This is a genomic window from Microbacterium faecale, from assembly GCF_014640975.1.
Taxonomy (GTDB): domain Bacteria; phylum Actinomycetota; class Actinomycetes; order Actinomycetales; family Microbacteriaceae; genus Microbacterium; species Microbacterium faecale.
This window is the reverse complement of the sequence record NZ_BMHO01000001.1, coordinates 211,601-225,756: the sequence shown is the minus strand read 5'-3', so window position 1 is coordinate 225,756 and position 14,156 is coordinate 211,601. Positions and strand designations below refer to the sequence as shown.

The window sequence follows — 14,156 nt, the reverse complement described above, 5'->3', positions numbered from 1 at the left end:
AATGGCCACTATCGCCAGCACAGGAGCGCTGCGTACGCAGGGCGCCTACAGGGACCTGATCCGCAAGGACAGTCGCGTCTTCCGCAGCGCGATCACGCGGTACGGAGCGCTTCTGCTCGTCGCGCTCGCCGTCGTCCTTCCACTGAGCACTGCAGACTCGTTCCTGCTTTCGCTCGGGATCACCGTCGGGTTCTTCTCGATCGGGGCGATCGGACTGAACGTCCTGAACGGCTACGCCGGCCAGATCAACCTCGGCCAGCCCTTTTTCTTGGCCGTCGGCGCGTTCACCGCGGTCGGCTTCGGGTCGAACCTCGACCTGCCGTTCCCGGTCTGGCTGCTCGCCGTCGTCGTCATCGGTGCGCTCTCCGGAGTGCTCGTCGCGCCCTTGGCGCTGCGGCTCAAGGGCGTGTACCAGATCGTACTCAGTCTCGGTCTGATCTTCATCGGCCACTACATCTTCGTGAACTGGAGCGACCTCAGCGGCGGGGTGAGCGGTCGCCGTGCCCCTCTGGACCTGTCGATCGGGCCGCTCGACTTCGCCGCGCTGGAGCTGGGTGGGATGACCTACGGCTACCAGCAGGGCTTGTTCATGTTGGTGTGGCTGTTCGTCGCGCTGTGCATGTTCCTCGTGCACCTGCTCATGAAGTCGCCGGCAGGTCGGCACATCGTCGCTCTGCGCGACGCCGAGCTCGCCGCACGGGTGACCGGCATCAATCCGACGCGCAGCATGTGCGGCGTGTTCGCGATCTGCAGTGCGATGGGCGCATTGAGCGGGGCGTTCTACGTGGCACAGCTGCGTTTCGTGAGTCCCGAGCAGTTCAGCCTCGAGATGGGGCTGCAATTCATCATCATCGTCACCGTCGGCGGACTGTCCACGGCGTGGGGCCCCGTGCTCGGCAGCCTCGTGATCTGCTCGCTTCCGGTCCTGGCGAGCCGGTACTCCGAGCACATCCCCTTCCTCAAGGCGAACTCCTCACTGCCGGACGGGACCTGGGGCATTCCGGTCGGACAGTTCCCCGTGGTGATCTACGGCCTGCTGCTGGTCGTGATCCTGATGTTCGAGCCCCGCGGTCTCACCCACCTGATCAAGGTCCTCTCGCAGTGGCTCGCCCGACCTCTGCTCCGCGTGCTCCGACGTCGGTCGGCCACGGAAGAGGCGTCGTGACGAGCTACTCCGGCCGGGTCGCCTTCATCACCGGCGGCGCTTCGGGCGCGGGTTTCGGACAGGCAGGTGTATTCGGGCGTGCCGGGGCGCGGATCGCAATCGCCGACATTCGCCGTGACGCGCTCGATCGCGCGGTCGACGAACTCCGCGAGCAGGGGATCGATGCGCTCGGCATTCCGCTCGACGTTACCGATCGTCGGGCGTACGCCGCCGCCGCGGACAGCGTGGAAGATCACTTCGGTGAGCCCGTGACGCTCCTGTTCAACACCGCCGGAGTGAATGGCTTCGGCTCGGTCGAGGCCATGACCGTCGAGGACTACGACTGGCTGCTTGGCGTGAACCTCGGCGGCGTCGTGAACGGCTTGTGCACCTTCGTCCCGCGCATGATCGCGGCACGGCGGGGTGGTCACGTCGTCTCGGTGGCGTCCATCGGCGGCTTCGAGGGCGGGCGGATGACGGCGCCGTATTCAGCGGCGAAGGCCGCCGTTATCAGCTTGATGGAAAGCTACGCGACGGTCCTCCCTGACCACGGGATCGGAGTGACGGTGCTGTGCCCGGCGAACATCCGTTCGGGTATCGCCGACGCGCACGCGACGCGGCCCGAGCCCGCCGAAGGCACCGGCGTGGTCACGGACGATGATTTCGTCGACGCACTGCGCGAGGTGTATTCGCACGGCATGGACCCGGAGCACCTCGCCATCCACCTGGAGCGCGCCATGGCCGCCGGCGAGCTCTATGCGATCCCGTACCCTGAGGTGCGCGACGACCTCGAGCGGAAGTTCGGTGCGGTCCTGGATGTGATCCCCGAGGTGGACGAACTCGTTCCCGACGGCGCCGAACGGAGACTTCGCGCGCTGGCCCGCTTTCGTGCCGCTGCCCGCGACCGCGCGCAGGAGGCTCCGCGTGCGTAGACTTGCCGACACCGCGCACGCGAACGCCTGCGCGCCTCATGTCAACGAAGGAGCTGGCATGGAACCGACCACGATCGTCGCTCCGCGGCCGAGTTTCGCCGCGCGTTTCGACGAGGACTGCAGGGGACGCGTCGCGAGCGCCCACGAGCGGTTCCTCGCGGGCGCCGAGGGCGTCGGCGATGTCTCCCCAGAGATCCTGAACTCGTGGGTGCGCTCGCGGGACCTCGGCGTTGATCCGACTGGACGGGATCTTCCTACCCACGGGCACGCTGATCAGCGCGTGCGCAAGTTGGTCGACGCCGCGACACCGGTCATGGAGGCGCTCGGTGACCAGTGCCGAGACTCGGATGCCTGGGCGATGCTGCTCGACCGCGAGTGCGTTCAGGTCGCTCCGATCATGGGGGACGAGCGCATCGTGCGCGAGAGCACGCAGCGCGGCGCGGGCATCGGGGCCACGTTCCACGAGGCGCGCGTGGGGACGAACGGCGCGGGACTCTCGGCCGAGCGCCTGGAGTCGTTTCTCGTCGTCGGCGAGGAGCACTTCCGGTTCTCCGAGCAGAACCTCGCGACGGTTGGTGTGCCCCTTCGCGACCCGCTCGGCCGCATGGCCGGCGTCCTCGTCATGTGTCAGCGTATTCGCTCGGCGAACCACATGATCGTGCCGTACACCCAGAGCATCGCGCGTGCGATCGATGAGCAGCTCGCGCTCGCCACTGACGGCGACGAGCAACTGCTGTTCGAGGCGTTCTCACGGCATTCGCGTCGCCCATCGCTTGCGGTCGTCGGCATGAATGACGAGGTCTTCGTCGCCAACAGCGCCGCCCAGCAGCTCCTGCGCGTCGACGCCGCGACGGACGTGCTTCGCGAGGCCGTTCTGGACGTCGCCGGGCGAGGCCGTTCTCGGCTGATCCGGTTGGCTCTCGGAGACGACATGTTCCGCGTGCACTGCCGCGTCGTCGAACTGTCGCAAGGGCGTCACGGCGCCGTAGCATCGCTCACGCGCGTCGACAAGCCGCGCGCGATCGCGGTCGGGAAGACGATCGACCCGGTCGCCCGGGCCGTCGAACTCGGCATCTCCGTCCTGGTCACCGGCGAGGCAGGATCCGGTCGCGCCCACCGCGTGCGGACCGCTGCGGACGTGAGCGAGATTGATGGCGCATCCGCGGCCGCCGCGCCTGATGAGTGGCGAACTCGGTTTGACGCTCTCGCCGACGCGGGGCCGACGCTGATCCGCAATATCGATGTGCTGGACGAGTCGCTTCGAGCCCGCGTGGTCGAAAAGGCGCGGACTGCCACGCGCTGGTTCTCTGCGACCGCGCGCTCCGTCGATCCGGAACTGGACGGCGCCTTCCCCGTCACCGTGTCCGTTGCTCCGCTGCGCGAACGGACGGGGGAGTTGCCGGCTCTGGTGGCGTCCATCCTGTCCGACCTGGGCGGTCAGGGCGTGCGCTGTGCTCCCGAGGCGCTGAGTGTGCTGACGAGACACACCTGGTCGGGCAACGTGGCGCAGCTGCGACGGGTCCTCGCCTCCGCGCTGGTCAAGCTCGACGGGGGCGGCGTGATCACGGTGTCACACCTGCCACGCGAGATGGCCGAGAGTGGCCGAAGCAACTCGCGCGAAGGTCTGCTCGCGCGCACCGAGCGAGAGCTCGTGTTCGAGGCACTGCGCGATGCCAACTGGAATCGTGACGACGCGGCTCACGCGCTCGGCATCTCACGAGCGACCATGTACCGGCGCATTCGGCAGTTCGGGTTCCGGGTGCCGAGCAGCCGGTGACGGCTGGCGACGGACAGTCGACGTCAGACTTGCCCGCCGTGCGCCGCGATGACGGTCTTCGCGCCCTGCGTGACGAACGCGACCTGCTCGCACACGACCGCCCGAGCCGCCTCGACGTCACGTTTCTCGAGCGCCTCGACGAGACGGGGAACGAATGAGGGGCCGAGCTGGCTGCGCCAGTCCTCGGGTTCGTAGGTCTCGCGCCAGACTGTGGCGACGTTCAGTGCGCGATAACTGGCTGTGAGCTGACGCGATCCGGAGAAGTCGACGATCGCGGCGTGCAGGTCCTGGTTCAGCTCCAAGAACTGCTCGAGCTCGTCGGCGGTCGTCGGCATGATCTCGAGGAGCTGATCCGCCAGTCGTCGAACGCCCTGCAGCTGCTCGTCGTCCACGTCGGCGAGGTAGCGCTCGAGCACACCCGTTTCGATTGTCTCGCGCGAGCCATAGAGTTTGTCGACGAGTTCGGCCGTCATCGGCGTGGGCTCATACGCACCACCGTCGACGGCGTGGACGAGCGATTCGGTAGCGAGGCGGATCAGGGCGTTGTTCACCAGCGCGGGTTCGAGTCGGAGCTCGGCGGCGACGACTTCGACATCGATGGTTTCGTGGAGGGGCGTCCGGCGACGCAGCACCCAGTCGCGCGTGCCCTCGTAGGCGGCGCTCTCGAGCGCGCGCTCCAGGTTGCCGAACGTGCCGCGGTAGTAGGCGAGAGGCTCGCCGTCGCGTGCCTCGGCCGCGACCACGCGCCCAAGGAAGATCGTGTGGGTCCCGCCGACCGCGGTTTCATTGACGACGCACTCGATGGACGCGAGCGTATTGCTCAGCAGCGGCAGGCCGTGCTCGCTGATCGTGTGCTCGACGCCGGCGAACTTGTCGTCGCCCTTGCGTGCGAAGGCGCGGGCGATCTCCCCTTGCGAGGACGCGAGGATGTTGATCGCATAGCGTCCGGAACGGCTCACCGCGTCATGCGTGACGCTGGACCTGTTCAAACAGATGAGCATCATCGGAGGCTCGGCCGACAGCGAAGAGACGGCGGAGACGGTCGTGCCATACAGGTGATCGCCATCGGCCGTGGTGATCACCGTGACGCCGGAAGCGAAGTGACCGACGACGTTTCGGAACACGTTCTCGTCGACGATGGGCAGTCCGAGCTCGATGCCGTAGCGCACCGCACTTCCGTTCTGACTGGTCATGGAGTTCCTCCTCGAAGCACCTTCGCAAGAAGGCTAATCGCGGCCCTCGCCTGGCCGGGTCTCACGGTGAGACGGCCGGAACGCCCCCGCGCGAGCGAGGCCATGAACCCTGTGCATCGGGCACGTGCTGCCACATCGGTGAGCGTCTCACGCTGAGACGCTCACCTCGTTGCGGGCAAGGCATGCTGGGAGGAGCGCCTGCGCTACGACGGGCGGACGGACACGGATCATGGAGGATCACGTGCAGGACTTCGAAGACCGGGTCGCACTCATCACGGGAGGCGCTTCGGGCGTCGGGCTCGGCCAGGCGTATGCGCTGGGAGAGCGCGGCTGCCGCGTCGCGATCGTCGACGTGCGACAGGACGCGTTGGAGACCGCCGCCACAGCGCTCGCCGAGAGCGGCGTGGACGTTCTCCCGCTACAGTTCGACATCCGTGAGCGTGACGCGTGGGAATCTGCTGCGGACCGAATCGAGCGTCACTTCGATGCGCCGATCACGCTGCTGTTCAACACAGCCGGAGTCAATGGCTTCGGCCCGCTGGAGAAAGCGACGTACGCCGACTTCGATTGGGTCTTCGGCGTGAACTTCGGCGGAGTCGTCAACGGCATCCAGACCGTGCTGCCCCGGATGCTCGCCGCGGGCCAGGGCGGACACATCATGTCCGTCGCCTCGATGGCTGGTTTTCAGGGGAGCCCGGCCGCGGCCATCTACGCCGCGTCGAAGGCGGCCGTCATTAATCTGATGGAGAGTTACGCGCTGACCCTCGCCCCGCTGGGGGTCGGGGTGTCGGTCCTCTGCCCGGCGAGCGTGCGCAGCGACATCGCGAACACGCTCAACCGTCGTCCGGCGGAACTCGCCGAGGGTTCCAGCTTCAATGACGACCCGGAGTTCGTCGCATTGCAGCACCGTCTCTATGCCGGCGGCATGGAGCCTCGGGAACTCGCGCAGCACGTCTGCGACGCGATCGAGAACGAACGTTTCTGGGTGCTTCCCTTCACCGAGACCCGAGAGGGGCTGCGCGACTACTTCGACACGATCATCGCCGCCTACGACGACTACGACACCGACGAAACTGCTGCCGCCGGGCGGGCGGCCGCGTTCGAGCGTTATCGTCGGGACTCCGAGGCGCTGCGCAGCGCGGGATCTGCATAGGATCGACGCGTGAGCTCCGAACCCGTTCTGCCCCGTATCCGTCCCGAGATCGCTGCACTGCCGCCGTACAAGCAGGGGCGTCCGGCTGGCGATGACGGATTCAAGCTGTCGAGCAACGAGAACCCGTTCGGTCCGCTTCCCGGCGTCCTCGACGCGTTGCAGGGGGCCGCGCAGCTCAACCGCTATCCCGATGCGACGGCGGGGCGTCTGCGCGCCGCCCTCGGAGACCGGTACGGCGTCGCCTCCGACGAGGTCATCGTCGGCGCGGGCAGCGTCGCTCTCATCGCCGCCTTCATCCAGGCCGCCGCGGGCCCCGGCGACGAGGTCGTCTATCCGTGGCGGTCGTTCGAGGCCTACCCCGGCCTCGTCCTGGTCGCGGGAGCGACCAGCGTGGAGATCGACAACCTTCCCGACGGCCGGCACGACCTCGACGCGCTCGCCGCCGCCGTCACGGACCGCACGCGCTGCATCGTGGTATGCACGCCCAACAATCCGACCGGGCCGATCGTCACGTCCGCCGAGTTCGCGGCCTTCCTCGCGAAGGTCCCCGCGAACGTGCTCGTGCTCCTCGACGAGGCGTACGCGGAGTTCGTCACCGACGCCGATGCCGTCGACGGCCTCGCGGAGCGCGTGTACGAACGACACCCGAACGTCGTCGTCCTCCGCACCTTCTCCAAGGCATACGGCCTCGCAGCGCTGCGCGTCGGATACGCCATCGGAAACGCCCGGGTTCTCGACGCGGCGCGCGCCACCCAGATCCCGCTGTCGGTGACAGCGCAGGCTGAGGCCGCCGCCCTCGCGAGTCTCGAGAGCGACGGCGAGATCCTCGAGCGCGTCAGCGAGCTCGTGCGCCGCCGCGAGCGGCTCATGGCCGGACTGCGCGACGCCGGATGGAGCGTGCCGCAGAGCGAGTCGAACTTCGTCTGGCTGCCGACGACGGATCCGCGTGTCGCCGCCGCCTTCGATGCGGCCGGTCTCGTCGTGCGCCCCTTCCCGGACGGCGTGCGCATCACGGTGGCTGAGCAGGATTCGCTCGATCGCGTGATCGCGGCCGCTCGCGAGGCTGCTGCGCTGTAGATGTTCACCACACAATCGGCCTGTCCGTTGTCGAGCGCGTCATCGAGCGCACACGCGTGAACGGGCATAGCGTGGAGTGGTGACTTCGGCAGAAACTCCGCTCGTGCGCTTCCTGGAGCCCGACGGCTCCTTCGCACCCACCCCCGAGGCCGAGCCGATGCGTGCCATCGTCGACGGGCTCGACGACGCGACGCTCGAGCAGCTGTACCGCGACATGGCGGTGATCAGGGCCTTCGACCAGCAGGCGACGATGCTGCAGCGCCAGGGGCAGCTCGCGCTCTGGCCGCCCTCGCTCGGCCAGGAGGCCGCACAGGTCGGGTCCGCGCGAGCGGCGAGAGCGCAGGACACGATCTTCCCGTCCTACCGCGAGCACGTCGTCGCGAAGATCCGCGGCGTCGACCTCGTCAACATTCTCGGACTGATGCGCGGGACGACGCACGGCGGCTGGGACCCCACCGACCCGGTGAACGGCAACACCCGTCTCTACACGCTCGTACTGGGCACGCAGACGCTGCACGCGACGGGCTACGCGATGGGAATCGCGTTCGATGGCCGCTGCGCGACCGGCGATCCCGAGCGCGACGAGGCCGTCGTCGTGTACTACGGCGACGGTGCGGCGAGCGAGGGCGACGTCCACGAGGCGATGGTGTTCGCCTCGAGCTATCACGTGCCGCAGGTGTTCTTCCTGCAGAACAACCAATGGGCGATCTCGGTTCCGGTTGCGACGCAGTCCCCGGGTCCGCTCGCCGACCGGTCCGCAGGGTACGGGATCCCGACGCTGCGCGTCGACGGCAATGACGTCCTCGCGTCGTATGCCGCCAGTCGCATGTACCTCGAAGAGGCCCGTGCGGGCGGCGGCCCGCGCGCCATCGAGGCGGTCACCTACCGTCTCGGCGCGCACACGACGAGTGACGACCCCACGAAGTACCGCACGAAGGACGAGGAGGAGTCGTGGCGCCGCCGCGACCCGATCGCACGGATGCGCGCGTATCTCGAGTCCCGCGGCGCCGGATCCGCGTTCTTCGACGACGTCGAGGCGGAGGGCGAGGCGCTCGCCGCGGACGTGCGCGAGCGGGTCGCGCAGCTTCCTGACCCCGAGCCGGAGAGCATGTTCCAGCACGTGTATTCCGAGCCGAATGCGCTCATGGAGCGGCAGGCCGCCTGGGTCGCCGAATACGAAGCCTCGTTCGACGGGGGTGCGGAATGACATTCGAGACGATGCCGTTCGGCAAGGCCCTGAACGCCGGCATGCGTCGCGCGCTCGAGGACGATGACCGGGTCCTCCTGATGGGCGAGGACATCGGCAAGCTCGGCGGCGTGTTCCGCGTCACCGAGCACCTGCAGCGCGATTTCGGCGAGAAGCGCGTGCTCGACACTCCGCTCGCCGAGTCGGGCCTCGTCGGCACGGGGATCGGACTGGCGATGGCCGGTTTCCGCCCCGTCATCGAAATCCAGTTCGATGGGTTCGTGTTCCCGGCATTCGACCAGATCACGACGCAGCTCGCGAAGCTCACGAACCGTCACGAGGGTGCGATCTCGATGCCTCTGGTCATCCGGATTCCCTACGGCGGACGCATCGGCGCCATCGAGCACCATCAGGAGAGTCCGGAGGCGTATTTCGCGCACACACCGGGCCTGCGCGTGGTCAGCCCATCGACGCCGAACGACGCGTACTGGATGATCCAGGACGCGATCGCCTCGTCGGATCCCGTCATCTTTCTCGAGCCGAAGAGCCGCTACTGGCAGAAGGGCGAGGTCGACCTCGACCGACGCGCGGCACCGCTGCATGCGACGCGTGTGGTTCGACCGGGCACCGACGTGACTCTTGCCGGTCACGGCGCGATGGTCGCCGTGCTGCTGCAGGCGGCCGCAATCGCCGAGGGGGAGGGCACGAGCTGCGAGGTCGTCGACGTGCGCTCGCTCTCGCCGATCGACTACGACCCGCTCATCGAGTCGGTGCGCTCGACCGGTCGCCTCGTCTGGGCGCAGGAGGCCCCCGGCCACGCGAGCATCGGCGGCGAGATCGCGGCGACCGTCGCCGAGCGAGCGTTCTACTCGCTCGAGGCGCCGGTGATGCGCGTGGCCGGCTTCGACGTCCCGTTCCCCCCGGCGAAGCTCGAGGGCATCTACGTGCCCGACGCCGATCGCGTGCTCGACGCCGTCGACCGCGCGCTGTCGTACTGATACGAGAGGACCAGCCATGGAGACCTTCCACCTTCCCGATGTGGGCGAAGGCCTGACGGAGGCCGAGCTCGTCGAGTGGCGCGTGAAGCCGGGTGACGAGGTCGCGGTGAACGACACGATCGCCGACATCGAGACGGCAAAGAGCATCGTCGAGCTGCCCTCCCCGTACGCGGGGACCGTCCGCGACCTGCTCGCGGCCGAGGGCGACACGGTCGACGTCGGCGCGCCGATCGTGACGATCGACGCGCCGGGCTCGGCGGGCGACGAGCAGACGTCCGGTGAGGGCGGCGCACGTCCGGAGCCGCCAGCCGACACATCTGACTCGGCCGTGCTGGTTGGCTACGGCACCGGAGGCGAGGCGCAGACCCGCCGCCGTCCGAAGTCGCACGAGAAGACCGTCACGTCGTCGGTCGGTGTCGTGGCGAAGCCGCCGGTTCGAAAGCTGGCGCGCGACCTCGATGTCGTGCTGTCGGAGGTGTCGGGATCGGGCCCGGCCGGCGAGGTCACGCGCGACGACGTGGTGAAGCACGCCGAGCAGGCCTCCGTATTCCGCAACCTCTCCACGCCGGAGTGGCCGGCCGAGCGCGAACGGATCATCCCCGCACCGAAGGCCGCGACCGACCCGCGCTACGAGGCCGTCCCCGTCAAGGGCGTCCGCAAGGCGACTGCGAACGCGATGGTCGGATCCGCGACGACCGCGCCGCACGTGTCCGTCTGGACGGACGTCGACGCGACGCGCACCATGGAGTTCGTCGCCCGGCTGAAGCAGCAGCCGCAGTTCGCGGACATCCGTGTCTCGCCGTTGCTCGTCTACGCGCGCGCCGTGCTCTGGGCGGTGCAGCGCACCCCCGAGATCAACTCGACGTGGATCGAGACCGAGTCGGGCGCCGAGATCCAGGTGCGCAACTACGTCAACCTCGGTATCGCGGCCGCGACGCCGCGCGGCCTCATCGTGCCGAACATCAAGGATGCGCACGACCTGTCGATTCGCGAGCTCGCGAGCGCGCTGCAGGATCTGACGCTGACGGCGCGTGATGGCAAAACGCAGCCCGGCGAGATGCAGGGCGGCACCATCACGATCACGAACATCGGCGTCTTCGGCATGGACGCGGGCACCCCGATCCTGAACCCCGGAGAGGCGGGCATCGTGGCGATGGGCGCGATCCGTCAGAAGCCGTGGGTCATCGACGGCGAGGTGCGTCCCGCGTGGGTGACGACGGTGTCGGGGTCGTTCGACCACCGGATCGTCGACGGCGACAAGATCAGCCGTTTCGTCGCCGACGTCGCCGCTGTGCTCGAGGAGCCGGCCCTTCTGCTCGACTGATCACGCGATCAGTGAGCGGTAGTCGTCGACGTCGAACGACGGCGCGCCCGCGCCATCGAGCACGTCGTGGAAGAGGCGACGCTTCTTCAGCTGCAAGTCGCGCACCTTCTCTTCGATCGTGCCCGCGGCGATGATCCGGTACACCATGATCGGCTTGTCCTGGCCGATGCGGTGCGTGCGGTCGATCGCCTGCTCCTCGGCCGCGGGGTTCCACCACGGGTCGAGCAGGATGCAGTAGTCGGCGCCCGTGAGCGTCAGCCCGGTGCCGCCAGCCTTGAGCGAGATGAAGAACGCCGGATCCTCGCCGGTCTGGAATCGCTCGACCATGCGGGTGCGCTGCGCGGCGCCCGTGCGCCCGTCGAGGTAGGAGTACCGGACGCCACGGCGGTCGGCGACTCCGGCCGCGAGGCCGAGGAAGTCGGTGAACTGGCTGAACACGAGCGCGCGGTGACCGTCGGCGACGATCTCGTCGAGGAGATCACCGAGCGCCTCGAGTTTCGCCGAGCGCACGTTCGGTGCTTCGGCGGCGTCGCCGAACGAGGGGTCGAGGGCCTCGCGCCGCAGCCGCGTGAGTGAGGCGAGGATCTGGATCTGATTCTTCTTGACGTCGTCGAGGAGCCCGAGAAGCTTCTGCTGCTCGCGGCGGAAGCGGCGCTCATAGGCGCGTTGGTGCGCGCCGTGAAGCGGCACTTCCAGCACCTGCTCGGTCTTCGCGGGCAGTTCCGGGGCGACCTCCTCCTTCCGGCGGCGCAAGAGGAAGGGCCGGATGCGTGCCCGCAGCCGTTCGAGACGGCCGGCGTCACCGTACTTCTCGATCGCCCGCGAGAAGTGCTCGCGGAAGTGGGTCCGGGTGCCGAACAGGCCTGGCGCCGCGAGCGTGGTCAGCGCGAACAGTTCCATGAGGTTGTTCTCGAGCGGCGTGCCCGTGACGACGAACGTCGACGGAGCGCCGAGCATGCGCGCTGCCGCGTGACCGCGAGAAGACGGATTCTTCACGTTCTGGGCCTCGTCGAGCACGAGAACGCGGAACCCCATGTTGCGGAATTCGTCGGCGTCGAGGCGCAGGATCGCGTAGCTCGTCACGACGAGCGTCGCGTCGCCGATCGCGTCTTCGACGGCGACGCCGCGTTTGCGACTGGTCTCGCGGATCGCGTAGGTGGCGAGGTCGGGCACGAAGCGGGCGGCTTCTGCGGCCCAGTGGCCGACGACGCTCGTCGGGGCGACGACGAGGAAGCGCGCCGCTGGCTCATCGAGCCGCGCCTGTTCGAGCGCCGCGAGGAGCTGCACCGTCTTTCCGAGTCCCATATCGTCGGCGAGGACGCCGCCGAGGCGGTTCCGGCGCAGGAAGTCGAGCCAGCTGAAGCCGTCGCGCTGATATTCGCGCAGCGTCGCGGAAACGCTCGCGGGCGGATCGCGACGCTCGATCCCCGTGCCGTCGAGTGCCGACATCGCTTCAACCCACGCGGCGTGCTGCGCCTCGAGCACGCCGATCTCCGCGAGCTCCTGCCAGAGGTCGAGCTGGAAGCGCGGCAGCGCGAAGCTGCCCGAGGGATCGTCTCGCAACGACTTGGCTTCCGCGAGCACGTCGCGCAAGCGCGTGAAGCGCGGATCCGTCAAGGGAAAGACAGTGCCGCTGAGCAGGCGGAAGTACGTGCGGCCGTGCGAGAGCGCGGTGAGCAGCGCGGCGCTCGAGACGGGCTCACCCTGGATCGTCACGACGACGTTCAACTCGAACCAGTCCTCGCCGGACGGCTCCGCGCCGATCTCGATGACGGGATCCTCCGTCGCGAAGGTGAGCTCCGGAACGTCGTTGTGCGTCTCGATCCGCACTCCCTCGACCCCGCGGAGGGCAGGCAGCGCGTGAGCGAGAAACTCGACGGTCTCGTCGGGGTCGAGGTCTCGCGTCGGGAAGACGCCGTCGGCCGCGCGGCGGCCGAGCAGATGCCGGAATCGGCCGACCGTCGTCTCGACGTCGGACAGCAGGACGCGCTCCGCCGCGCGGTCGCGACGCTCTCCCGGCGGATACTCCCACTCCCAGTGCACGCGCACGGTCTTCGCGGTGTGCCGGATCGCGAGCACCAGGTCGCCGCGCGCGGCCGGCGGCACCTCGAACGACTCGTCGGTCGAGACGAGCGGACCCACGTCGCGCAGCCGCGGCAGGTAGCCGTCGCGGAAGTCGTCGACGCTCCCGGCGGGAATCGACAGCCGTCCTGTGGCGAACAGCGCGTCCCATTCGCGGGTCGCGGGGCGCGCGAGCGGGACGAGCGCACGGACGCGCGGTGGGGAACCGTGCGTGCGGGCGACGGCGGACGTCGGCGCACCGATCGGGCGAATCCCCTCGCCGGGCGGGCCCGCGACCGTCGCCTCGACGCGGAGCCGGCCGCTGACATCGCGCAGGTCGACGATGGCTTCGGCGGAGGCGTCGCCGACTTCGACCGTGGGCTGTCCGGTGTCGTCTGCGACGAACTCGACCCCGGCATCGTGCGCGGCGACCAGCGCGCTCCACAGTCCGCGCGAGGGCACGGCGTCGAGCCGGATCCACTCCGGCGAGCCCCAGTCGCCCGCACCGAAGGTCGCCGACCGCGAGCCGCGGCGGATCCGCTCGCCGACGTCGGCGAACGCGTGCCGTCCGTCGTGCAGTGCCGCGATGTCGGCGAGCGCGCGTCGACAAGGATCCGCGTCGTCGGCGTCGGCCAGTGCGCGCCAACTGACGCCCGTGCGCACCCAGCCGCCGCCGGATCCGCGTACGGCGGGACGGATCGCGACGCCGCTGCCCGGGGGATCGCCCGCGCCCGACTCGCGGATGCTGAACAGAAGCGCCAGCTCGCGTGTCGTGGCAGGGGATTCGTCGTCGGGAAGCAGACGCCGAAGCGTGCGCTCCCACGGCTCGCTCGTGGGACGGGCAGCGGGGACGTCGCTGCGTCCGACCGCCCCGATGCCGAACGGCTGCTCATCGTCGGCGAGGGCGATGATCGCCGCCGCCCCGTGCGCGCAGCGCGCCTGGCCGTCGTGCGAGCACCACGTCTCGATGTCGCGCGCCGTCATCTCCACCTCGATCGTGAGGGCCCCGACGCTCACGAGTGCCCCCGAGAAATCTCGGCCCGTTTCGGCGCGCAGCACCCGCACGGGCACGCGCGAGATGAGCGCGCGCCCATCATCGGCGCCCTCGCGCGTGAACAGCGCGTCGACGTGATCCTCGGTGAGGTGGATGTTCCTCATCCCCCGAGCGTATGGCGAAGATCCGACATGCGGCGGCCCCTCAGCGCACGCCGCCGCATGCGCGGCCGCCGGCCTGATCCGCTGATCCCCGTTCGTGTGACGCCCACGACCCTTCCGGTGTGGTGCGAAGGGTCGTATGCGTCACACGAACTG

At 69.0% G+C, this 14,156-nt stretch carries 10 protein-coding genes; 8 read left to right on the top strand and 2 right to left on the bottom strand.

The genetic code is table 11. The features are described 5' to 3' along the window. Position 1: 1 nt before the first annotated feature. The 3 genes from IEW87_RS01000 to IEW87_RS00990 are packed head-to-tail and all read left to right on the top strand — an operon-like array spanning position 2 to position 3,853. A complete protein-coding gene (locus IEW87_RS01000; protein WP_188710463.1) occupies positions 2-1,165 on the top strand; it encodes a branched-chain amino acid ABC transporter permease in 1,164 nt (387 codons plus the stop codon). Further along, positions 1,162-2,076, top strand: coding sequence for an SDR family NAD(P)-dependent oxidoreductase (locus IEW87_RS00995; protein WP_188710462.1), 915 nt, complete (start codon positions 1,162-1,164; stop codon positions 2,074-2,076). The genes IEW87_RS01000 and IEW87_RS00995 overlap by 4 nt, the downstream gene beginning before the upstream one ends. 58 nt (positions 2,077-2,134) lie before the next feature. After that, on the top strand, positions 2,135-3,853 hold the full coding sequence (locus IEW87_RS00990) for a sigma-54-dependent Fis family transcriptional regulator (RefSeq protein ID WP_188710461.1): 1,719 nt from the start codon (positions 2,135-2,137) through the stop codon (positions 3,851-3,853). Between the two features lie 23 nt (positions 3,854-3,876). Here the strand turns inward: IEW87_RS00990 and IEW87_RS00985 are convergent, their stop codons facing one another. Continuing rightward, on the bottom strand, positions 3,877-5,046 hold the full coding sequence (locus IEW87_RS00985) for a flavin reductase (RefSeq protein ID WP_188710460.1): 1,170 nt from the start codon (positions 5,044-5,046) through the stop codon (positions 3,877-3,879). A 229-nt stretch (positions 5,047-5,275) separates the two neighbouring features. On the opposite strand from IEW87_RS00985, the gene IEW87_RS00980 reads away from it, so the two are divergent. The 5 genes from IEW87_RS00980 (at position 5,276) to IEW87_RS00960 (ending at position 10,784) form a co-directional block, all read left to right on the top strand. Then, positions 5,276-6,199 (top strand): SDR family NAD(P)-dependent oxidoreductase, encoded by a 924-nt coding sequence (locus IEW87_RS00980; RefSeq protein WP_188710459.1) that lies wholly within the window; start codon positions 5,276-5,278, stop codon positions 6,197-6,199. Between the two features lie 9 nt (positions 6,200-6,208). Then, positions 6,209-7,276, top strand: coding sequence for a histidinol-phosphate transaminase (locus tag IEW87_RS00975; protein ID WP_188710458.1), 1,068 nt, complete (start codon positions 6,209-6,211; stop codon positions 7,274-7,276). A gap of 79 nt (positions 7,277-7,355) precedes the next feature. Continuing rightward, positions 7,356-8,483 (top strand): thiamine pyrophosphate-dependent dehydrogenase E1 component subunit alpha, encoded by a 1,128-nt coding sequence (locus IEW87_RS00970; RefSeq protein WP_229730808.1) that lies wholly within the window; start codon positions 7,356-7,358, stop codon positions 8,481-8,483. Beyond that, the gene (locus tag IEW87_RS00965; protein ID WP_188710457.1) at positions 8,480-9,460 is read left to right on the top strand and encodes an alpha-ketoacid dehydrogenase subunit beta; all 981 of its coding nucleotides are present in this window, start codon (positions 8,480-8,482) and stop codon (positions 9,458-9,460) included. Before IEW87_RS00970 ends, IEW87_RS00965 begins: the two co-directional genes overlap by 4 nt. Positions 9,461-9,476: 16 nt before the next feature. Next, positions 9,477-10,784: a dihydrolipoamide acetyltransferase family protein gene (locus tag IEW87_RS00960; RefSeq protein WP_188710456.1), complete on the top strand. Its 1,308-nt coding sequence runs from the start codon at positions 9,477-9,479 to the stop codon at positions 10,782-10,784. Here IEW87_RS00960 and IEW87_RS00955 read toward each other — a convergent pair whose 3' ends face one another. Then, positions 10,785-14,003 carry a DEAD/DEAH box helicase gene (locus tag IEW87_RS00955; RefSeq protein WP_188710455.1) on the bottom strand — a complete coding sequence of 1,073 codons (3,219 nt, stop codon included), beginning with the start codon at positions 14,001-14,003 and terminating at the stop codon, positions 10,785-10,787. It abuts the gene before it with no gap. Between the last annotated feature and the right edge of the window lie 153 nt (positions 14,004-14,156).

What these genes read in the sequence shown, in the direction of transcription:
- IEW87_RS01000 (WP_188710463.1), top strand. Translation starts at nt 2, where the DNA reads ATGGCCACTATCGCCAGCACAGGAGCGCTGCGTACGCAGGGCGCCTAC.
- IEW87_RS00990 (WP_188710461.1), top strand. Translation starts at nt 2,135, where the DNA reads ATGGAACCGACCACGATCGTCGCTCCGCGGCCGAGTTTCGCCGCGCGT.
- IEW87_RS00985 (WP_188710460.1), bottom strand. Translation starts at nt 5,046, where the DNA reads ATGACCAGTCAGAACGGAAGTGCGGTGCGCTACGGCATCGAGCTCGGA.
- IEW87_RS00980 (WP_188710459.1), top strand. Translation starts at nt 5,276, where the DNA reads ATGGAGGATCACGTGCAGGACTTCGAAGACCGGGTCGCACTCATCACG.
- IEW87_RS00965 (WP_188710457.1), top strand. Translation starts at nt 8,480, where the DNA reads ATGACATTCGAGACGATGCCGTTCGGCAAGGCCCTGAACGCCGGCATG.
- IEW87_RS00960 (WP_188710456.1), top strand. Translation starts at nt 9,477, where the DNA reads ATGGAGACCTTCCACCTTCCCGATGTGGGCGAAGGCCTGACGGAGGCC.
- IEW87_RS00955 (WP_188710455.1), bottom strand. Translation starts at nt 14,003, where the DNA reads ATGAGGAACATCCACCTCACCGAGGATCACGTCGACGCGCTGTTCACG.